Here is a 20,366-nt window from a genome sequence, read left to right as displayed (position 1 = left end):
GTGAGCATGAAATTCCTGGTTACAGGCGCTGCAGGGTTTATTGGTTATCACGTAACGGAGCGTCTGCTAGCCATGGGGCATCAGGTTGTCGGTATCGACAACCTGAATGATTATTACGCTGTCAGCTTGAAACAGGCACGACTCGACATGCTGGCTAATCAGCCAGCATTTCAGTTTATCAAACTGGATTTGGCCGATCGCAATGGAATTGCCGAGCTGTTCGCGGAACATCAGTTTGAGCGGGTCATTCACCTCGGCGCCCAGGCCGGGGTGCGTTATTCGCTGGATCACCCCTTGGCTTATGCTGATTCCAACCTGATTGGCCATTTGAACATTCTTGAAGGGTGTCGGCATAATAAGGTTGGGCATCTGTTGTACGCGTCTTCCAGCTCGGTTTATGGCCTGAATCGCAAGCTGCCGTTTTCGACGGATGACTCGGTCGATCACCCAATATCCCTGTATGCGGCGACGAAAAAAGCCAATGAGCTTATGTCGCACAGCTATTCGCATTTATATGGTCTGCCAACCACCGGCCTGCGCTTTTTCACCGTATATGGCCCTTGGGGGCGTCCTGACATGGCGCTGTTTAAATTCACCAAGGCGATATTGGCCGGTGAGAGTATTGATGTATATAACCACGGTGAGATGCATCGTGACTTTACTTACATTGATGATATTACCGAGGCGGTAGTGCGCTTGCAGGCCATCGTTCCTCAGCCCAATGCCAATTGGACGGTGGAGCAAGGGTCTCCAGCCAGCAGTTCTGCGCCTTACCATGTCTATAATATCGGCAATAGTAGCCCTATTAAGTTAATGGAATATATTCATGCTCTGGAGGCAGCGCTAGGTATCACGGCGCACAAAAATATGCTGCCGATGCAGCCTGGTGACGTTTTGGATACTAGTGCGGATACCGATGAGCTTTACCAGACTATCGCGTTTAAACCGGAGACCAGCGTTGATGAAGGGGTTAAACGGTTCGTTGATTGGTATCGGGCGTTTTATAACGTTCAGTAACCGAACGATAGACGGGTAAAATAAAGGGGCTTCGGCCCCTTTTTCTTTTCCTGTAAATCAGAATTTTGCTAGTCACCCGCGTGAAGGTCAAGGTGATTGCCGTGGCTGCAAAGCAAAAAGGCTCCCATAGGGAGCCTTTTTAAGGTAACTAAAATGCTATTACAGCAGGAAATCGTCCAGGGACTTGCCTTGCTCTTCGATAGCTTTTTTAATCACGGCTGGAGTACGGCCCTGGCCAGTCCAGGTTTTCATTTCGCCGTTTTCGTCTTTGTAGTGGTATTTAGCTGGGCGTGCAGCACGCTTTGCTTTACCAGCGGCTTTGGTAGCAGCCATAGTTTGCAGCAGCTCGTTTGGATCAATACCGTCTGCAATCAGCATTTCGCGGTATTGTTGCAGTTTACGAGTGCGCTCTTCAATTTCTGCTTGAGCCTGGCTGTCTTCTTCGCGGCGTTCGTTAACAACAACTTCCAGCTTCTCCAGCATCTCTTCCAGTGTTTCCAGGCTGCATTCTCTTGCCTGTGCACGTAGAGTACGGATGTTGTTCAAAATCTTCAATGCTTCGCTCATTGTTCTAGTCTCAAATTATATTGGTGGGGGGGCGTGACGATAATAATAGAGTGCTCCTTTCTTTTCTGCAATAGCCAAATTGAAAGAGTGACTAAATTTATCTTTAAAAAACCGATATTGAGAACTGTCCGACTAATAACATAGGGGAAACAGGCTTTAATCCCCCCCCTGGGTTTTAAGCCAAATTGTCCAACCGCAAGGCATAATCGCCGAGCTTAAAGTCATTTTGGCCCACGTGGCATAATTATGCTCTATAACAGTATCGGGAAGGATTTGTGTCCATAATCACTTCCCCAAAAGGACTAGTACTGTAAAGAATGGGGGTATAACGGTAAACAGCCTGTCAGGAGTGAGTAAGTTGTTAAGCGTTCCAATTAACCGGGCAGTCATCGCTCAAAACACATTTAATTGCATTGCTGGCGGGAGGGGCAAGGCAGGCTGTTTGCTTGCTGACAGTACATATCCGCTTGAGCATTAATGAATTTAGTTAATCATTAACAATAATTAATTGTGCTTGATAAACCTCAGTAATCTGTAAATAGATGTAAAAGTGTCCGTTGCGCGTGTAAAATGTTTCACATGAAACTTGGTTGATGGCTATTTTCTTAGGCCAAGATAATGTCAGCCCGCTTGCTGAGTCTGGCCACGGTCTATGCTACACTGTCAACCTGCACCTTCCGACAGTATATACCCTCCGTCTCTCAGGCCGCAGCGTTGTTAACCGCAACAGACTCATTAACCGGGGCTGAATATATTCGCCCTGATTGGCAAGGGCGCAGTGTAGCGCGCCAGCAAGACCAGAGGATGAGTCAACGGAGGCTACGCTACAACCGGAAAGTCTTTGGGTATATATTTTAAACCATTGGAGTCGCGGCCACATGGCTCAGCTTTATTTTTATTATTCCGCTATGAATGCGGGGAAATCGACGGCGCTGTTACAATCTTCATATAATTATCAAGAACGTGGTATGCGTACGTTGGTGTTTACCGCGGAGATCGACCACCGCTTTGGCGTGGGCAAAGTGAGTTCGCGGATTGGGTTGTCGTCGCAAGCACAGCTTTACAATAACGCCACTCAACTGTACGCCATGATTAATCAGGAGCACCAGCAGCAGCCCGTGCATTGCGTGCTGGTGGATGAGAGCCAGTTTCTGACCAAGGAGCAGGTTGAAGAACTTTGCGAGGTGGTCGATCAGCTGGATATTCCGGTGCTGTGTTATGGCTTGCGCACGGATTTTCTTGGGGAACTGTTTGTTGGCAGCCATCATCTGCTGGCTTGGGCCGATAAACTGGTCGAATTGAAGACCATTTGTCATTGCGGGCGTAAAGCCAATATGGTGTTGCGCCTGGGGGATGATGGCAAGGCGATGCATATGGGGGAGCAGGTGGTGATCGGGGGTAACGAAAGCTATGTTTCGGTATGCCGCAAGCACTATAAGGAAGCGATCAAAGCTCCAGAGTGATATTGCGCCATAAGCGCCGCAGAAGGCCTATGCGGCGTTTTTTGATGCCACCCTGTAGGTCAGCTGGGATTGCTGTCCAAATAGCGTGGTGCTCATTGGGTGCAATTTATCTCATGCATAAAAAAACCCGCCTTTCGGCGGGTTTTGACCATTCAGAGAACGGTTATTTCTTGGACTTTTTTTCCGCTTTAGCTGCAACCGGTGCTGCAACTACCGCCTCTTCTTCAGTCGCTTCGCTGAATTCGCGACCGTAGAAGGTATCCATCAAGATTTGCTTGAGTTCGGCAATCAGCGGATAACGTGGGTTAGCACCGGTACATTGGTCATCAAACGCATCTTCAGACAGTTTGTCGACCTTGGCCAGGAAGTCGGCTTCCTGTACGCCAGCTTCGCGGATCGAGGTTGGAATACCCAGTTCTGCCTTGATTTCATCCAACCATTTCAGCAGTTTCTCGATCTTCTGTGCGGTACGGTCACCGGCAGCGCTCAGACCGAGGTGGTCTGCGATTTCCGCGTAGCGACGACGTGCCTGAGGGCGGTCATACTGGCTGAAGGCGGTCTGCTTGGTCGGGTTGTCGTTGGCGTTATAACGGATAACGTTAGAGATCAACATGGCGTTAGCCAGACCGTGCGGGATATGGAACTCAGAACCCAGTTTGTGGGCCATTGAGTGGCAAACACCCAGGAAGGCGTTGGCAAACGCGATACCGGCGATGGTAGCAGCGTTGTGTACACGCTCACGAGCAACCGGGTTTTTCGCCCCTTCGTGATAGCTGGCTGGCAGATATTCTTTCAGCAGTTTCAACGCTTGCAGCGCCTGGCCGTCTGAATATTCGTTGGCCAGTACGGAAACGTAGGCTTCCAGGGCGTGGGTGACCGCATCCAGGCCGCCGAAGGCGCACAGGGATTTAGGCATGTTCATCACCAGGTTGGCATCGACAATCGCCATGTCCGGGGTCAGAGCATAGTCAGCCAGTGGGTATTTCTGGCCAGTCGCGTCATCGGTCACAACCGCAAACGGTGTCACTTCTGAACCGGTACCTGAAGTGGTGGTGACGGCGATCATTTTCGCTTTCACGCCCATTTTCGGGAACTTGTAGATACGCTTACGGATGTCCATAAAGCGCAGTGCCAGATCTTCGAAGTGGGTTTCAGGATGTTCATACAGCACCCACATGATTTTTGCTGCGTCCATTGGTGAACCACCACCCAGCGCGATGATCACGTCTGGTTTGAAGGAGTTCATCTGCTCGGCACCTTTACGTACGATGCTCAGCGTTGGGTCAGCCTCAACCTCAAAGAATACTTCAGTTTCAATACCGTGTGATTTCAGAACTTTGGTGATCTGATCCGCATAGCCGTTATTGAACAGGTAGCGGTCGGTAACGATAAAGGCGCGTTTTGCCCCGTCGGTAGCCACTTCTTCCAGCGCGATTGGCAGTGAGCCACGGCGGAAGTAGATTGATTTAGGAAGTTTGTGCCACAACATGTTTTCTGCTCGCTTCGCTACAGTTTTCTTGTTGATCAAATGTTTTGGACCGACGTTTTCAGAGATGGAGTTACCACCCCAGGAACCGCAGCCCAACGTCAGTGACGGAGCGAGTTTAAAGTTGTACAGGTCACCGATACCCCCCTGAGAAGCCGGGGTGTTGATCAGAATACGTGCGGTTTTCATTTTGTCGCCAAAATACTCTACACGTGCAGTCTGGTTATCTTGATCGGTGTACAGGCAAGAGGTGTGACCGATACCGCCCATGGCGACCAATTTCTCTGCTTTGCTGACGGCGTCTTCAAAATCTTTGGCACGGTACATCGCCAGGGTAGGTGACAGTTTTTCGTGAGCAAATGGCTCAGATTCGTCAACCAGTTTCACTTCACCGATCAGGATTTTGGTGTTGGCAGGCACTTTGATACCGGCCATTTCAGCGATTTTTGGTGCAGACTGGCCAACGATAGCGGCGTTCAGGCCACCGTTTTTCAGGATGATGTCCTGAACGGCTTTCAGCTCTTTGCCCTGCAGCATGTAGCCGCCGTGGGAAGCGAAGCGCGCGCGCACTGCATCGTACACGGAGTCCACCACGATCACGGACTGTTCAGACGCACAGATCACACCGCTGTCGAAGGTTTTTGACATCAGGATGGAAGCAACAACGCGTTTGATGTCGGCAGTTTCATCGACTACAACTGGAGTGTTACCGGCACCAACGCCGATAGCCGGTTTACCAGAACTGTAAGCGGCTTTAACCATGCCTGGGCCACCGGTTGCCAGGATCAGGTTGATGTCTGGGTGATGCATCAGCTGGTTGGACAGGTCAACCGTTGGCTGGTCGATCCAGCCGATGATGTCTTTCGGTGCGCCAGCAGCAATGGCAGCCTGCAGTACGATATCTGCGGCTTTGTTGGTGGCGTTCTTGGCACGTGGGTGCGGGGAGAAAATGATGCCGTTACGGGTCTTCAGGCTGATCAGCGCTTTGAAGATTGCGGTAGAAGTTGGGTTGGTGGTTGGCACGATACCGCAAATCAGGCCAATTGGCTCTGCAATGGTGATGGTACCGAAAGTTTCATCTTCGGAGAGGATCCCGCAGGTCTTTTCGTCTTTATAGGCGTTATAGATGTATTCGGAAGCGAAGTGGTTTTTGATGACTTTGTCTTCAACGATACCCATGCCTGATTCTTCAACGGCCAGTTTAGCCAGAGGAATACGGGCATCTGCGGCGGCGAGGGCAGCGGCGCGGAAGATCTTATCAACTTGCTCTTGTGAGAAGTTGGCATACTCGCGCTGGGCTTTTTTGACACGTGCAACTAGCTCGTTCAATTCAGCGACATTCGTTACAGCCATGATGCTCTCCTGATAAATGTTAAACTCTTTCAGTAAATAAGCCGTTCGAGGAACTAGTATAGACATCTGTCAGGAAGGCGTCTGTTAAATAATGAGACTTTTCCCGCAGTTAGCGACCCATACTGCTGATTTACTTAAAGAGCTTTACCAAGTGCAAGTTGGTAGTAGGCAAGCGAGAGAGAAATCGGTATCCCTACCTCGTACTCCCTTTTGACTACGACTAAGAGCTTAACTATTCCTGAGTAGATATTTTGTGATTTACGTCATAAAAATCGCATGCTGACACCTTTCAGCTGGCGTTTATTGAGAGCGATTATCAACAATGTGTTTGATGGTGAATGAGATGATACCTGATGTCAGCAAACAACATACAAGGCATTAACAATAGCGAATTGTTTTGTAACATTCTGTTGGGGTAGGGAAAAATGCTGTCTGGGTGGATGGATTAGCTGACGTAATTCCATTACATTAGCGCGCATCGGCAGTGTCTCTTTTTACAGCTATTTATGCGGAGTTTTTCGTGGGCCAATCTCTGTTGGATTTTTCCGGCTACATCAAGTTCTTTGTCGGCCTGTTTGCGTTGGTCAACCCGGTAGGTATTCTGCCGGTATTTATCAGCATGACCAGCTATCAGGCCGAGGTCGGGCGTAACAAAACCAACCTGACGGCTAACCTGTCGGTGGCGATTATTTTGTGGACCTCGCTGTTCCTGGGCGAGGGCATATTGCGTATGTTTGGTATCTCTATCGATTCTTTCCGTATTGCAGGCGGCATTCTGGTGGTGACCATCGCCATGTCGATGATCAGCGGCAAGCTAGGTGAAGACAAACAGAACAAGCAGGAAAAATCAGAGAGCGCGATCCGTGAAAGCATCGGGGTCGTTCCCTTGGCGCTGCCGCTGATGGCCGGGCCGGGTGCCATCAGTTCCACCATCGTCTGGAGCTCTCGTTACCACAGTTGGCAGAACCTGTTAGGTTTTACCGTGGCGATCGCCTTGTTCGCTTTCTGTTGTTGGCTATTGTTCCGGGCAGCTCCGCTGCTGGTGCGTCTACTGGGGCAAACCGGCATCAACGTCATTACCCGTATCATGGGGCTGTTGTTGATGGCGCTGGGGATCGAATTTATTGTCACCGGGATTAAAGCCATTTTCCCAGGGCTGTTATAACCTTAATAAAGCCGCGGATAATCTTGTTTGCGGCTTAAGTTATTTTTAATTTTTCAAATTATCTCAGCCAATGCATTATTAAAGTGCACAACCTGCCTACTTTTCATTCTATTGCCCAATCCTGTGGCACAAATCTCACTTTATCGGTTGATAAAGCACCAAGATGTTATTTTCTCCACTTTTATAATCCCCGTGGCGGGGGTTTTTGTCTCCCTATGGGTAAAACTGTTGTTAATTTAATCACATCATTCTGTAGGGCTTGTCTCCGTTTCACACAGGTGTTATTAGTGATTAACCACGCATAGGCAGGTGTTTATTCTCTGAACGGCGATTTTGTTAACTGAATGTTTCTTTTGAGTGGTTTTTTTCATCTGAGAAGAAAAGGTTAAAAGTGAAGCTGTTATTTATCTAATAAAATCATGGCATTAATCTCTCTCTGGGCAAGTGGGAAGGCTAGGTGTCTGTAGGGCTATGGGATAATAAAAGAGAAATGCTTAACATTTCTGTAAAAATTATTGGCTATGAATTTTTGCTTCTGCTAATTTCCGAGCAACTTGTCAGACGGAAAAATCTTATCTTTGGCGTGCCAGATAGGAATGATTTTTGCTGGTATCTGTTTATTTAGCCTGCTTGATAACTATTTCACCATTATTGCTTAGCAGTGAAAAGGAGCCTGTACTATGCCGCAAACCACGAAGCATCAACCGTTGGCCGTTATCATCGCCGCCGTGTTGGGGATGATCGCCAGCCAAAACCTGCAGGCCGTTGAGGTTCCGGCCGGTGTGCAATTGGCACCACTGCAGCGCATGGTGATCAACAACGGTTCAGAAGTCGCTTCGTTGGATCCGCATAAGGTCGAAGGAACGCCTGAAAGCAATATTATCCTCAACCTGCTGGAAGGGTTGGTCAGCACCGATGCCAATGGCCATCTGGCCCCTGCGGTGGCGGAAAACTGGGAAAATACCGATTACCAGACGTGGACCTTCCACTTGCGTCCAGGGGCGGTATGGAGCGATGGTTCCCCAGTGACTGCGCAGGATTTCGTTTACAGCTGGCAGCGCTTGGCGGATCCCAAAACGGGCTCTCCTTATGCCAGCTACCTGCAATACGCACGAATTGAAAATATTGACGCTATTCTTGCCGGTAAGAAACCGCCTGAATCGCTTGGTGTCAGCGCCATTGATGAGAAAACGTTGAAGGTGACGCTCAGCGAGCCGGTGCCCTATTTTGTCAGTATGCTTTCCCATACCTCAATGAAGCCGGTCAAACAGTCGGTAGTCGAGAAATTTGGCGACAAGTGGACACTGCCACAGAACTACGTGGGCAACGGGGCATATCGCTTATCCGAGTGGGTCGTCAACGAACGTATCGTGCTCGTACGCAGTTCGAACTACTGGAATAACAGCAAGACGGTGATCGAGCAGGCCACGTTCCTGCCGTTGACCTCCGAGGTCAGCGACATTAACCGCTACCGCAGCGGTGAAATCGATATTACCAATAGCGCCATCCCGCCGAATCTGTATGCCAAAATGAAACGCGAGATCCCAGAACAGCTGCACGTTAACCCTTACCTGTGCACCTTCTATTATGAGATCAACAATCAGCGTGCGCCGTTTACCGACGAGCGCGTACGTGCGGCTGTCAAATTGACGCTGGATCGCGACATTATTGCCAACAAGATCATGGGCCAGGGCCAAATCCCCGCCTACAGCTTTACGCCAACCTTTACCGAGGGGGGCAACTTCAGCCAGCCGGAGTGGGCTGGGTGGACGCAGGAAAAACGCAACGAAGAAGCGAAGAAACTGCTTTCTCAAGCGGGATTCACCGCTGAGAAGCCGCTCAAATTTACCCTGTTGTACAACACCTCCGATCAAAATAAGCAGCAGGCCATTGCTGCCGCCTCAATGTGGAAGAAGAACCTCGGCGCACAGGTCACACTGCAAAATCAGGAGTGGAAAACCTCGCTACAGAGCCGTCATGAAGGGCAGTTTGATGTGGCCCGTGCCACCTGGTGCGGGGATTACAATGAACCGAGCGCGTTTCTGAATATGCTGCTTTCCAACAGCAGCAATAACACCTTCTTCTATAAAAGCCCGGCGTTCGATGCGCTGATGGCCAGCACCCTGCAAGCGCCGGACGCAGCTGCACGCAGTGCCATTTATCAACAAGCCGAGACCTTGCTGGACAAAGATTCTGCACTGGTCCCGGTTTATTATCGGGTCAGTGCGCGCCTGGTCAAACCTACGGTTGGTGGTTTCACCGGCAAAGATCCGCAAGACTATATCGATCTGAAAAACTTTTACATCATCAAGCAGTAATGAAGGGTGTTACCAGCGGTGATAGCGGCCGGTAATACACAGGAAAGGCAGCGCCGTTTCGTTCCACGGCGTCCAGCCATAGCAACCCCCGGTTAACGGGCAACGCAGCTCCCACGACGGAGTTGTGATAATAAAAACTGGAGTTTATACACATGACCAACATCACTAAGAAGTCCCTGCTGGCAGCAGGCATTATTGCGGCGCTAGGCTTTACGGCGGCAGGAACTGCTTTTGCGGCTGATGTGCCAGCAGGCGTACAGCTGGCAGACAAGCAGGAAATCGTTAAGAACAACGGTTCCGAAGTACAATCCCTAGACCCGCACAAGATCGAAGGCGTGCCTGAAAACAACGTGACGCGCGATCTGATGGAAGGGTTGGCAAATAACAGCCTGGATGGTTCAGTGGTGCCGGGGGCTGCAGAAAGCTGGGACAACAAAGATTTTAAAGTGTGGACCTTCCACCTGCGTAAAGACGCCAAATGGTCGAACGGTGAGCCGGTAACGGCACAAGATTTCGTGTATAGCTGGCAGCGTTTGGTTGATCCAAAAACCGCCTCTCCTTATGCCAGCTATCTGCAATATGCCCACGTAGAAAACGTGGATGACATCATCGCGGGTAAAAAAGACAAATCGACGCTGGGCGTGAAAGCCATCGACGATCATACCTTCCAGGTGACGCTGACCGAGCCGGTTCCGTATCTGGTAGAAATGACCCCACACTACGCCATGAAGCCGGTGAATAAAGAAGCGGTAGAGAAGTTTGGTGAAAAGTGGACCTTGCCACAGAACTACGTCAGCAACGGCGCATACAAGCTGAAAGACTGGGTGGTTAACGAACGTATCGTGCTGGAACGTAACCCGCAATACTGGGATAACGCCAAAACTATCATTAATAAAGTCACCTTCCTGCCGATCGCTTCAGAAGTCACTGACGTCAACCGCTACCGTACCGGCGAAATCGACATGACCTATAACAACATGCCGATCGAACTGTTCCAGAAGCTGAAAAAAGAGATCCCGAACGAAGTGCACGTTGATCCTTACCTGTGTACTTATTACTACGAAATCAACAACCAAAAAGCACCGTTCACCGATGCTCGCGTTCGTGAAGCGCTGAAGCTGGGGATGGATCGCGACATTATCGTCAACAAGGTGAAGAACCAGGGTGACCTGCCAGCTTACAGCTTTACTCCTCCTTACACCGACGGTGCCAAGTTGACCCCGCCAGAGTGGTTTGGCTGGACGCAGGAAAAGCGTAATGAAGAAGCCAAAAAACTGCTGGCCGAAGCCGGTTATGGCCCAGGCAAACCGCTGACCTTCTCATTGCTGTACAACACTTCCGATCTGCATAAGAAACTGGCCATTGCTGCCGCGTCTATCTGGAAGAAAAACCTGGGTGTGGACGTGAAGCTGGTGAACCAGGAGTGGAAAACCTTCCTGGATACACGTCATCAGGGCACCTATGACGTATCACGTGCTGGCTGGTGTGCCGACTACAACGAACCAAGCTCCTTCTTGAACATGATGTTGTCGGACAGTAGCAGTAACACTCCGCACTATAAGAGTGCAGAATTCGACAAGTTGATGGCTAACGTGTTGACGGCGAAAACCAAAGAAGAGCGTGCCGGCCTGTATCAGAAAGCCGAAGTTCAGCTGGATAAAGACTCTGCTATCGTTCCGCTTTATTACTATGTGAATGCTCGCCTGGTGAAACCTTACGTGGGGGGTTACTCCGGCAAAGACCCACTTGATAACGTTTACGATAAAAACCTGTACATCATCAAGCATTGATGCGGCCAGGGCTGGCGACACGGGTCGCCAGCCTATTTTAAGACTATAAGCCGTTATCAGGCTCAAACACAGGGTTAGGGCAATGCTTAAATTTATCTTTCGTCGCTTGTTAGAGGCGATCCCGACACTATTTATCCTCATCACCATCTCGTTCTTTATGATGCGTCTTGCACCCGGTAGCCCATTTACCGGTGAGCGCGCGCTGCCACCTGAAGTATTGGCTAACATTGAAGCCAAATATCACCTTAACGATCCGATCTGGAAACAGTACGGGCATTATTTGGTGCAACTGTCGAAAGGCGATTTCGGCCCTTCGTTCAAATACAAAGATTATTCGGTCAATGACCTGGTCAAGGCATCTTTCCCGGTCTCTGCCAAACTGGGCTTCGCCGCATTTGTACTGGCGGTGGTGCTGGGAGTGAGCGCTGGCGTCATTGCTGCGTTGAAGCAGAATACCAAGTGGGACTATACGGTGATGGGGTTCGCCATGACCGGTGTGGTGATCCCCAGCTTTGTTGTCGCCCCCTTACTGGTGTTGATATTCGCCATCACCTTGAAGTGGTTGCCCGGTGGGGGCTGGAATGGTGGGGCGCTGAAGTTCATGATCCTGCCTATGGTGGCACTGTCTTTGGCTTATATCGCCAGCATCGCCCGTATCACTCGTGGCTCGATGATTGAAGTGCTGCACTCCAACTTTATCCGTACCGCCCGTGCCAAAGGTTTGCCGATGCGCCGTATCATTCTGCGCCACGCATTAAAACCTGCGCTGCTGCCGGTGCTGTCGTATATGGGGCCCGCGTTTGTCGGGATTATCACCGGTTCGATGGTAATTGAAACCATCTACGGCCTGCCAGGAATTGGTCAGTTGTTCGTTAACGGTGCACTGAACCGTGACTATTCGCTGGTGTTGAGCCTGACCATTCTGGTCGGCGGCTTGACCATCCTGTTTAACGCGATCGTTGACGTGCTGTATGCCGTGATCGATCCGAAAATCCGTTACTAAGCTGGAGCACGCAAGATGTTGACGAAAAAGAACAGCGAAGCTCTGGAAAACTTCAGCGAACAGCTGGAAGTTGAAGGGCGCAGTCTGTGGCAGGATGCTCGTCGCCGCTTTATGCACAACCGTGCGGCGGTGACCAGCCTGTTTGTGTTAGCGCTGATCACCCTGTTTGTGATCTGTGCCCCCTGGCTGTCGCAGTTTGCTTATGATGACACCGATTGGGCAATGATGTCCGCCGCGCCTAACCTGGAGTCGGGGCACTATTTCGGTACTGACTCCTCAGGGCGTGACCTGCTGGTGCGCGTGGCCATTGGTGGACGCATCTCGCTGATGGTGGGCGTGGCTGCGGCGCTGGTGGCTGTGGTACTAGGCACCTTGTACGGTTCTCTGTCTGGCTATCTGGGCGGCAAGATCGACTCGGTGATGATGCGTTTGCTGGAGATCCTGAACTCCTTCCCGTTTATGTTCTTTGTGATCCTGCTGGTGACCTTCTTTGGGCAAAATATCCTGCTGATCTTTGTGGCGATCGGCATGGTGTCGTGGCTGGATATGGCACGTATCGTGCGCGGGCAGACGCTCAGCCTTAAACGTAAAGAGTTTATCGAAGCGGCGCTGGTGTGCGGCGTATCGACTCGCAATATCGTCCTGCGGCATATCGTGCCGAACGTACTGGGCGTGGTGGTGGTATACGCCTCGCTGCTGGTGCCGAGCATGATCCTGTTTGAGTCCTTCCTCAGCTTCCTGGGGCTAGGCACTCAGGAGCCGTTGAGCAGTTGGGGCGCATTGTTGAGCGATGGCGCCAACTCGATGGAAGTATCGCCGTGGTTGCTGCTGTTCCCAGCCTGTTTCCTGGTTATCACTCTGTTTTGTTTCAACTTTATCGGCGATGGCCTGCGTGATGCCCTCGACCCGAAAGATCGTTAAGGAGTGCAACCATGAGCATTAATTCTCAACCACAAAACGGACTGCTGCTGGACGTCAAAGATCTGCGTGTGACGTTCGGTACGCCAGACGGCGATGTCACCGCGGTGAACGATCTCAACTTCGATCTACGCGCGGGTGAAACCTTGGGTATCGTTGGGGAGTCGGGTTCCGGCAAGTCACAGACGGCATTTGCGTTGATGGGCCTGCTGGCCAGCAATGGCCGCATCGGTGGCTCGGCAAAATTCAACGGACGTGAAATTCTCAACCTGCCAGAAAGCCAGCTCAACAAGCTGCGGGCCGAAGAGATCTCGATGATCTTCCAAGACCCGATGACCTCATTGAACCCTTATATGCGGGTTGGCGAGCAGTTGATGGAAGTGCTGATGCTGCATAAGAAAATGAGCAAAAGCGAGGCGTTTGAAGAGTCGGTCCGCATGCTGGATGCGGTCAAAATGCCGGAAGCCCGTAAGCGTATGCGTATGTATCCGCATGAGTTTTCCGGCGGGATGCGCCAGCGCGTGATGATCGCCATGGCGTTGCTATGTCGGCCAAAACTGCTGATTGCCGATGAGCCAACCACGGCGCTAGACGTTACCGTGCAGGCACAGATCATGACGCTGCTAAACGAACTGAAGCGTGAATTCAATACGGCGATCATCATGATCACCCATGATTTGGGCGTTGTTGCCGGGATCTGCAACAAGGTCTTGGTGATGTACGCTGGCCGCACCATGGAATACGGTAGCGCTCGCGATGTGTTTTATCATCCGAGCCACCCGTATTCCATCGGCCTGCTCAATGCGGTGCCACGTCTGGATGCCGAAGGTGAAGCGTTGATGACCATCCCTGGTAATCCGCCGAACCTGCTGCGTTTGCCAAAAGGCTGTCCGTTCCAACCGCGTTGTCCGTATGCGATGGAGCAGTGCGCGAGTGCTCCGCCATTGGAGCAGTTTGGTGAGGGGCGCCTGCGCGCCTGTTTCAAGCCAGTGGAGGCGTTGGTATGACCGCAACCGATAAAAGAGTGCTGCTGGAAGTCGCAGACCTGAAAGTTCACTTTGATATTCATGATGACAAGCAGTGGTTCTGGCAGGCACCTAAAACGCTGAAGGCGGTGGACGGTGTCACTGTGCGCCTGTTCGAAGGCGAAACGCTAGGGGTGGTAGGGGAGTCAGGCTGCGGTAAATCCACCTTCGCACGGGCAATTATCGGCCTGGTGAAGGCGACCAGTGGCCGCGTTGCCTGGTTGGGCAAAGATCTGCTGGGCATGAACGATGCCGATTGGCGCAAGACGCGTAGCGATATTCAGATGATTTTCCAGGATCCGCTGGCCTCGCTGAACCCGCGTATGACTATCGGTGAGATCATTGCCGAACCGCTGCGTACCTATAATCCGAAAATGCCGCGTCAGGAAGTGAAGGATAAAGTTAAAGCGATGATGTTGAAGGTGGGCCTGTTGCCGAACCTGATCAACCGTTATCCGCATGAATTCTCCGGCGGCCAGTGCCAGCGTATTGGCATCGCCCGCGCCTTGATCCTGGAACCGAAACTGGTGATTTGTGATGAGCCGGTCTCCGCCTTGGACGTGTCTATTCAGGCGCAGGTGGTGAATCTGTTGCAGCAATTGCAGCGCGAGATGGGGTTATCGCTAATCTTTATCGCTCACGATCTGGCGGTGGTTAAACACATTTCCGATCGGGTGCTGGTGATGTATTTAGGCCATGCGGTGGAGCTGGGCACCTATGATGAAGTCTATCATAACCCGCAGCACCCCTATACCAAGGCGCTGATGTCGGCGGTTCCGGTGCCGGATCCTGACAAGGAGAAGGAAAAGCAGATCCAACTGCTGGAAGGGGAACTGCCATCGCCAATCAATCCACCTTCGGGCTGTGTATTCCGCACCCGTTGCCCGATTGCCGGACCGGAATGCGCTAAAACGCGTCCATTGCTGGAAGGCAGCTTCCGTCATGCGGTATCGTGCCTGAAAGTTGATCCGTTGTAATGGGTTGATTAATAATAAAAAACCTGCCATTTGGCAGGTTTTTTTATACCGTTAACCGGCTTATTCTTTCCACAAAATGTGGCACAGCTTGTTATCTTTCTCGCGGCAGATCAGCACGCGGGCAAAGACATCGTTGATAGGCTCGCCATCGCTGTCCGCCAGGCCGATAACGACCTCGGCAAAAAAGTCCGGATTCAGATCGTAATCCACGTGCTCCTGCCAGTCCTCTGCCGGATCGTACAGCTCGGCACCGCCGCGCTCTTCAAACTGTAAATTGAACAGCAGAATATCCGCGGGATCCAGATTGTCGCCGGCCAACTCCAGGAAGATGTCGTAGGCTTGTTCCAGCGTTTCATCTTCGGTAAGGCGATTATTCAAGTCCATATAAAAATCCTGATAACAAATGATTTGAGGTTATTAAACCATGCTCGTTGCCGCTTTTACAGCAACGGGCTGAAAAAGTAAAACAGGCGTTCGACCAGGCGGTGCCAGTAAGGGCGCTTCAACCATTGCTTGGCGTCCAACAGCTGCGAGCGGGCGATGTAATCATCTTGCACGCAGGCCAGATCGGCACCAAAACCGCTGTCGTCAATCACCAGGGTGATCTCAAAGTTCAGCCACAGGCTGCGCATATCCAGATTGACCGTGCCGACCAGGCTGAGCTGGCCATCGACCAACACGCTCTTGGTGTGCAACAACCCGCCTTCAAACTGATAAATCTTCACGCCCGCTTCCAGCAGTTCTGAGAAGAAGGCTCGGCTGGCCCAGCGCACCATCATTGAGTCGTTGTTGCGTGGGACGATAATGCTGACGTCAACGCCACGCAGCGCTGCCGTGCAGATGGCGTGCAGCAGATCGTCGCTTGGCACCAGGTAGGGAGTGGTCATGATCAACTGTTCACGCGCAGAATAGACCGCCGTCAACAGCGCCTGATGGATCATCTCTTCCGGGAAGCCCGGGCCGGAGGCAATAACCTGGATGGTGTGGCCGCTTTCCTGTTCAAACGGCATGATATTCACGTCTGGCGGCGGTGGTAGAATGCGCTTGCCGGTTTCGATCTCCCAGTCACAGGCGTAAACGATACCCATCGTGGTTGCCACCGGGCCTTCCATACGTGCCATCAGGTCGATCCATTGACCAACCCCGGCATCCTGCTTGAAGAAGCGTGGATCGACCATATTCATACTGCCGGTGTAGGCGATGTAATTGTCGATCAGCACCACTTTGCGATGTTGTCTCAGGTCCATACGCCGCAGGAATACGCGGAACAGGTTAACCTTGAGTGACTCAACCACTTCGATACCGGCGTTACGCATCATGCTGGGATAAGGGCTGCGGAAGAACTGTACGCTGCCAGCCGAGTCCAGCATCAAACGGCAATGTACGCCACGGCGTGCGGCGGCCATCAATGATTCGGCAACCTGATCGACCAGCCCACCGGGTTGCCAGATGTAAAACACCATCTCGATATTATGACGTGCCAGCTCGATATCCCGCACCAGGGCATTCATCGTTGAATCGGTGGTCGTCAGCAGCTGTAGCTGATTGCCTTTGACGCCATCAATACCTTGGCGGTGGTGGCAAAGCTGGAACAGCGGGCGGGCCACTTCACTATATTCGGTAGCAAAAATCCGGCTGCTTCCTTTAAGCTCATTCAACCAGCGAGCGGTTGAAGGCCACATGGCCTTGGCTCTCTCTGCGCGGCGCTTGCCCAAGTGCAGTTCGCCAAAGGATAAATAAGCAACGATACCGACCAATGGCAGAATATAGATCACCAGCAGCCAGGCCATGGCCGAAGGCACCGTGCGTCGTTTCATCAGAATACGCAATGTGACCCCGGCGATAAGCAGCCAGTAGCCAAACACCAAGAGCCAACTAATTACGGTATAAAAGGTTGTCATAAAGGCAAAAATTTCCGTTCGTAAGCCACCAATAATGAGTGTACGCACAGAACAACAAAGGTGAAACCTTTTCTCGGTAGTTAAGTTACATAAAAATGATTGACTAAAGGGACTTGCTGAAAATAAAAACCATACTTTTTGTCGTCTGTGGGAGGGTGACGGTGGTCAACGCTCGACTTGGATCGCGCGTTGAAAGGGCTATAATGCCGGCGGTTGGCATTGATGGGTAACGTAAAATGAGACGCAGTAGAAATGAAGTGGGCCGCTGGAGGATGTTACGGCAGAGCCAGCGGCGCAGGCACCGTTGGCTGGAGCGCCAGTCGTGCAGCAATCGGCATATCATTCGTGTTCGCCGTCGTTTAGACGATCAACATCGCAGAGCCTTATTGTTCGTTGTGGCTTATGAGTGGTAAAAAAAAGAACAGCCCGTAACGGGCTGTTCTGCTATTTGCTGGACCTGGATTATTTACCCAGATAGGCGTTCAACATCCACACCTGTTTTTCCTGCTCTTTGATGTAATCGCTCATCAGTGAAGAGGTACCTTCGTCACCGGCCTCTGCGGCCAGCGTCAGTAGTTCGCGCTGTTGTTGCAACAAAATGGCGTAACCTTCCAGCAAGCCGCGCAGGGTGCCTTTATCGTCGGTCACATTGGTGTCTTCCTTGATATCCGCCGTTTTCAGATAGTCACTGAAGGCGTGGCGAGGCTGTGAACCCAGAGTCAGAATACGCTCTGCCAGCTCATCCACCTTGGTCAGCAGGTCATTGTAGGTTTCTTCAAACTTGACGTGCAGTTCAAAGAAGTGCGGGCCGGAAATATTCCAATGGTAACCGCGCACGTTCATGTACAGCACCTGGTAGTTAGCCAGTAGGGCGTTCAGTGCTTCAGAGAGTTTTGCTGATTGTTTGGTGTCCAGGCCGATATGAGTCTTGGTCGCTTTCTTTGCCGTTGCCATAATAATCTTCTCCTGATTATTTGTTTCGATTATCTAGATTGATATCCATACAAAACAGGTTAACCGGATCTATCATAAGGTTAAAGTTGCTACTAAGCATCAATTCAATCGCTCAAACCAATTTACCCGTCGTCTTTCAAGCCGCAGCGTTGTTACTTGAGCAAGCCACAAAAGTATAAGAAGACAACCGATATTCCTCAACCGGCTTGAGTGGGCGCTGCATACAGCGCCCACTTAACGTTAGCGATTAAAATAATGCGGTGACTTTTTGCGCAAAGCAAACTTTAATACCCCGGCACTCAGGGTAGTCAGCAGCGCTGCCGCGATCAGTACGGCAATAAAGGCCTGATCAAAGGCACCTCTAGCCAGCTGGGTCAGCCTTTCTGCGCTATCCGCCCCCATGTTTCCGGCTAACCGTAATGCCTCATCAATGCTGTCATAAGCGAGATCGCCTACGGGCAGATTGGCAGGCAATACCAGGCTGTGGCTATAGACCGCCGTCATCAACCCGCCCAGTAGCGTGACGCCTAACACGCCACCCAACTCCCACGAGACATCTTCAATGGCGGCGACCATGCCCGCCTTGTCTTCGGGGGCATTGAGCATAATGGCCGTTGAGGCAGCGGTGATGGCACCGCCGAGGCCAAAGCCCACCACAAACAGGCAGACCAACTGCATAATGACGTTGCCTTGATACCACAGGGCGACACCCGCAATGCCTAAGGCGGTGAGAATAAAGCCGCCTACCAACATGGAGCGTTCGCCGTAACGCGGTAGCAAGGCCCCGGCCAACGGGCCAGCCAGAGCAGAGGCTACCGGAATGGGTAAAATAAACAACGCGGCCAGCAGCGGCGTCATGCCTAGCACCAACTGTAACCGTTGGCTTAACACCAGTTCGACCCCGATCAGCGCGATCATTGAAACGATCGCTACACCGACACCGCTGGCAAACAGGCGATTACGGAACAGTGAGAAATCGATCATGGGGTATTGCGTCCGTTGCTGACGGCGGACAAACAGGGTCAGGAACAGCGTACCGAGCGCCGCCGCAATGGCGAAGTCACTCAGGGAGAACGCGGGTTTGCTCAGCTCTTTCAGCGCATAGATCGACGCCACCAGGCCGAACATGATCTGTAGCGAGCTAATAAAGTCGCAGGGGCGTTGGCTGTCTCCACCGCAACGAGGGATCAGATAGACCGCCAGCGGCAGGACCAGCATCACCACCGGCACGTTGATCAGAAATACCGAGCCCCACCAGAAATAGGACAGCAGAACGCCGCCTACCACCGGGCCAAGCGCGGCGGCACCGGAGGCCACTGCGGCCCAGATGCCAATTGCCAGCGCACGCTCACGCTCATCGGTAAAGACGTGGCGCACGATGGATAGCGTGGCAGGCATCATCATCGCGGCCCCGATGGCCAGGAAAGCCCGTGACGCAATCAGCAGCTCGGCACTGGGGGAGAACGCGGCGCACAGTGAGGCCAAGGCAAAGACCGGCAAACCGGCGATAAACATTTTCTTGTGGCCAAGACGGTCGCTTAACATGCCAGCTCCGGGCAGCAGGCCAGCAACCACCAACGGGTAGGCGTTAACGATCCACAGTTTTTGCGAAGCTGTGGCATCCAATGCCTGGGTCAGGCGCGGCAACGCGGTGTAAAGCACCGTCATATCAGTAATGATTAAAAATAGCGCACTGGAGATCATTGCCAGGATCAGCCAGCGGTTTTGGGCGTGCATAAAGAGTATCCTAGTAACCGATGACGCGGCTGCGTCACCTTACGGTAACCACCCAGTAGCACCGGTGGTATACTGCTATAATATAAATCCATACGTACGTATTGAAAAGGGGCTTTCTCAATGGGGCGTCAACGGAGTATCGATCGTGACAAGGTGTTGGATACCGCAGAAGAGATTGTGGCGACCCAAGGTGCAGCAGGGTTAACCATCGATTCGGTGGCTAAAGCCATGGGGATCTCCAAGGGGGGAGTGCAATATTGCTTTGGTAGCAAAGATGCGCTTATCGATGCGATGTTTGACCGTTGGGGCAAGGTTTATGAGCAGGTTTTTGACGATATCGCGGGCAGCGATCCGGACCCGTTAACCATCGTCCAGGCGCATATGCAGGCTACCCGTAGTTCGGATCAGGCTTCCAGCGCCAAGGCAGCCGGGTTGATGGCGACGTTAATTCAGACGCCAGAACATCTGGACAGTACGCGAGAATGGTATCGCAGCCGCATAGCAGGTTTGGATCTGACCACCGAAGCGGGGAGAAAGGCGCGCCTGGCCTTCTTGGCTACCGAGGGAGCCTTCATGCTGCGCTTCTTCGGCTTCATGGATATTACTCAGCAGGAATGGGAGGCGATGTTTGCCGATCTACAAAAGTGGGTTCTTACCGATACGGCTCGCAATGGTTGACCTATCACACTGAT

Annotated in this window: 17 protein-coding genes; 11 read left to right on the top strand and 6 right to left on the bottom strand. The window is 51.8% G+C overall.

Going from position 1 to position 20,366, the window contains the following annotated elements:
• Positions 1 to 6: 6 nt before the first annotated feature.
• Entirely contained in the window at positions 7 to 1,017 is a 1,011-nt protein-coding gene (locus JHD74_RS04100) for an NAD-dependent epimerase (protein WP_024528790.1), read from the top strand.
• Positions 1,018 to 1,176: 159 nt separating this feature from the next.
• On the opposite strand, the gene hns is transcribed toward JHD74_RS04100, so the two are convergent.
• A complete protein-coding gene (gene hns / locus JHD74_RS04095; protein ID WP_024486694.1) occupies positions 1,177 to 1,584 on the bottom strand; it encodes a histone-like nucleoid-structuring protein H-NS in 408 nt (135 codons plus the stop codon).
• Between the two features lie 878 nt (positions 1,585 to 2,462).
• Here hns and JHD74_RS04090 point away from each other — a divergent pair.
• A complete protein-coding gene (locus JHD74_RS04090) occupies positions 2,463 to 3,047 on the top strand; it encodes a thymidine kinase (RefSeq protein ID WP_024528791.1) in 585 nt (194 codons plus the stop codon).
• A gap of 163 nt (positions 3,048 to 3,210) precedes the next feature.
• Here JHD74_RS04090 and adhE read toward each other — a convergent pair whose 3' ends face one another.
• On the bottom strand, positions 3,211 to 5,886 hold the full coding sequence (gene adhE / locus JHD74_RS04085) for a bifunctional acetaldehyde-CoA/alcohol dehydrogenase (RefSeq protein ID WP_074029227.1): 2,676 nt from the start codon (positions 5,884 to 5,886) through the stop codon (positions 3,211 to 3,213).
• A gap of 520 nt (positions 5,887 to 6,406) precedes the next feature.
• On the opposite strand from adhE, the gene JHD74_RS04080 reads away from it, so the two are divergent.
• From JHD74_RS04080 to oppF, 7 genes are all read left to right on the top strand, one after another.
• Positions 6,407 to 7,051 (top strand): YchE family NAAT transporter, encoded by a 645-nt coding sequence (locus tag JHD74_RS04080; protein WP_021181228.1) that lies wholly within the window; start codon positions 6,407 to 6,409, stop codon positions 7,049 to 7,051.
• A gap of 680 nt (positions 7,052 to 7,731) precedes the next feature.
• Positions 7,732 to 9,369 carry an ABC transporter substrate-binding protein gene (locus JHD74_RS04075; protein WP_199061765.1) on the top strand — a complete coding sequence of 546 codons (1,638 nt, stop codon included), beginning with the start codon at positions 7,732 to 7,734 and terminating at the stop codon, positions 9,367 to 9,369.
• 152 nt (positions 9,370 to 9,521) lie between these two features.
• Positions 9,522 to 11,159: an oligopeptide ABC transporter substrate-binding protein OppA gene (gene oppA, locus JHD74_RS04070; protein WP_074029223.1), complete on the top strand. Its 1,638-nt coding sequence runs from the start codon at positions 9,522 to 9,524 to the stop codon at positions 11,157 to 11,159.
• Between the two features lie 82 nt (positions 11,160 to 11,241).
• Positions 11,242 to 12,162: an oligopeptide ABC transporter permease OppB gene (gene oppB, locus JHD74_RS04065; RefSeq protein WP_024528794.1), complete on the top strand. Its 921-nt coding sequence runs from the start codon at positions 11,242 to 11,244 to the stop codon at positions 12,160 to 12,162.
• 15 nt (positions 12,163 to 12,177) lie between these two features.
• Positions 12,178 to 13,083 carry an oligopeptide ABC transporter permease OppC gene (gene oppC, locus JHD74_RS04060; protein ID WP_024528795.1) on the top strand — a complete coding sequence of 302 codons (906 nt, stop codon included), beginning with the start codon at positions 12,178 to 12,180 and terminating at the stop codon, positions 13,081 to 13,083.
• A gap of 11 nt (positions 13,084 to 13,094) precedes the next feature.
• Positions 13,095 to 14,087, top strand: coding sequence for an ABC transporter ATP-binding protein (locus JHD74_RS04055; protein WP_065685690.1), 993 nt, complete (start codon positions 13,095 to 13,097; stop codon positions 14,085 to 14,087).
• Positions 14,084 to 15,082, top strand: coding sequence for a murein tripeptide/oligopeptide ABC transporter ATP binding protein OppF (gene oppF / locus JHD74_RS04050; RefSeq protein ID WP_046808294.1), 999 nt, complete (start codon positions 14,084 to 14,086; stop codon positions 15,080 to 15,082). Before JHD74_RS04055 ends, oppF begins: the two co-directional genes overlap by 4 nt.
• Positions 15,083 to 15,142: 60 nt before the next feature.
• On the opposite strand, the gene JHD74_RS04045 is transcribed toward oppF, so the two are convergent.
• Positions 15,143 to 15,466 (bottom strand): HI1450 family dsDNA-mimic protein, encoded by a 324-nt coding sequence (locus JHD74_RS04045; protein WP_021181235.1) that lies wholly within the window; start codon positions 15,464 to 15,466, stop codon positions 15,143 to 15,145.
• Positions 15,467 to 15,522: 56 nt separating this feature from the next.
• Entirely contained in the window at positions 15,523 to 16,983 is a 1,461-nt protein-coding gene (gene cls / locus JHD74_RS04040; RefSeq protein ID WP_024529241.1) for a cardiolipin synthase, read from the bottom strand.
• Between the two features lie 236 nt (positions 16,984 to 17,219).
• Here cls and JHD74_RS04035 point away from each other — a divergent pair, with 236 nt between their 5' ends.
• Entirely contained in the window at positions 17,220 to 17,396 is a 177-nt protein-coding gene (locus tag JHD74_RS04035; RefSeq protein ID WP_004945296.1) for a YciY family protein, read from the top strand.
• Between the two features lie 49 nt (positions 17,397 to 17,445).
• On the opposite strand, the gene JHD74_RS04030 is transcribed toward JHD74_RS04035, so the two are convergent.
• Positions 17,446 to 17,937, bottom strand: coding sequence for a Dps family protein (locus tag JHD74_RS04030; protein ID WP_021181236.1), 492 nt, complete (start codon positions 17,935 to 17,937; stop codon positions 17,446 to 17,448).
• A gap of 240 nt (positions 17,938 to 18,177) precedes the next feature.
• Complete coding sequence (locus JHD74_RS04025; RefSeq protein WP_199061763.1) at positions 18,178 to 19,674, bottom strand: MFS transporter; 1,497 nt, start codon at positions 19,672 to 19,674, stop codon at positions 18,178 to 18,180.
• 120 nt (positions 19,675 to 19,794) lie between these two features.
• Here JHD74_RS04025 and JHD74_RS04020 point away from each other — a divergent pair, with 120 nt between their 5' ends.
• A complete protein-coding gene (locus tag JHD74_RS04020; RefSeq protein WP_065685693.1) occupies positions 19,795 to 20,352 on the top strand; it encodes a TetR/AcrR family transcriptional regulator in 558 nt (185 codons plus the stop codon).
• Positions 20,353 to 20,366 lie beyond the last annotated feature (14 nt).

It is taken from the genome of Serratia sp. ASV30 (assembly GCF_016428815.1).
Taxonomy (GTDB): domain Bacteria; phylum Pseudomonadota; class Gammaproteobacteria; order Enterobacterales; family Enterobacteriaceae; genus Chania; species Chania fonticola_C.
Note: the sequence above shows the minus strand (reverse complement) of the source record. Positions and strands in the feature narration are given on the sequence as shown.

Bases quoted from the DNA above. Each gene is read 5' to 3' on its own strand.
- adhE (WP_074029227.1), bottom strand. From the start codon at position 5,886: ATGGCTGTAACGAATGTCGCTGAATTGAACGAGCTAGTTGCACGTGTC.
- JHD74_RS04090 (WP_024528791.1), top strand. From the start codon at position 2,463: ATGGCTCAGCTTTATTTTTATTATTCCGCTATGAATGCGGGGAAATCG.
- JHD74_RS04045 (WP_021181235.1), bottom strand. From the start codon at position 15,466: ATGGACTTGAATAATCGCCTTACCGAAGATGAAACGCTGGAACAAGCC.
- JHD74_RS04100 (WP_024528790.1), top strand. From the start codon at position 7: ATGAAATTCCTGGTTACAGGCGCTGCAGGGTTTATTGGTTATCACGTA.
- JHD74_RS04020 (WP_065685693.1), top strand. From the start codon at position 19,795: ATGGGGCGTCAACGGAGTATCGATCGTGACAAGGTGTTGGATACCGCA.
- hns (WP_024486694.1), bottom strand. From the start codon at position 1,584: ATGAGCGAAGCATTGAAGATTTTGAACAACATCCGTACTCTACGTGCA.
- oppC (WP_024528795.1), top strand. From the start codon at position 12,178: ATGTTGACGAAAAAGAACAGCGAAGCTCTGGAAAACTTCAGCGAACAG.
- JHD74_RS04025 (WP_199061763.1), bottom strand. From the start codon at position 19,674: ATGCACGCCCAAAACCGCTGGCTGATCCTGGCAATGATCTCCAGTGCG.
- oppA (WP_074029223.1), top strand. From the start codon at position 9,522: ATGACCAACATCACTAAGAAGTCCCTGCTGGCAGCAGGCATTATTGCG.
- JHD74_RS04030 (WP_021181236.1), bottom strand. From the start codon at position 17,937: ATGGCAACGGCAAAGAAAGCGACCAAGACTCATATCGGCCTGGACACC.
- JHD74_RS04055 (WP_065685690.1), top strand. From the start codon at position 13,095: ATGAGCATTAATTCTCAACCACAAAACGGACTGCTGCTGGACGTCAAA.
- oppB (WP_024528794.1), top strand. From the start codon at position 11,242: ATGCTTAAATTTATCTTTCGTCGCTTGTTAGAGGCGATCCCGACACTA.
- JHD74_RS04075 (WP_199061765.1), top strand. From the start codon at position 7,732: ATGCCGCAAACCACGAAGCATCAACCGTTGGCCGTTATCATCGCCGCC.
- cls (WP_024529241.1), bottom strand. From the start codon at position 16,983: ATGACAACCTTTTATACCGTAATTAGTTGGCTCTTGGTGTTTGGCTAC.
- oppF (WP_046808294.1), top strand. From the start codon at position 14,084: ATGACCGCAACCGATAAAAGAGTGCTGCTGGAAGTCGCAGACCTGAAA.
- JHD74_RS04035 (WP_004945296.1), top strand. From the start codon at position 17,220: ATGAGACGCAGTAGAAATGAAGTGGGCCGCTGGAGGATGTTACGGCAG.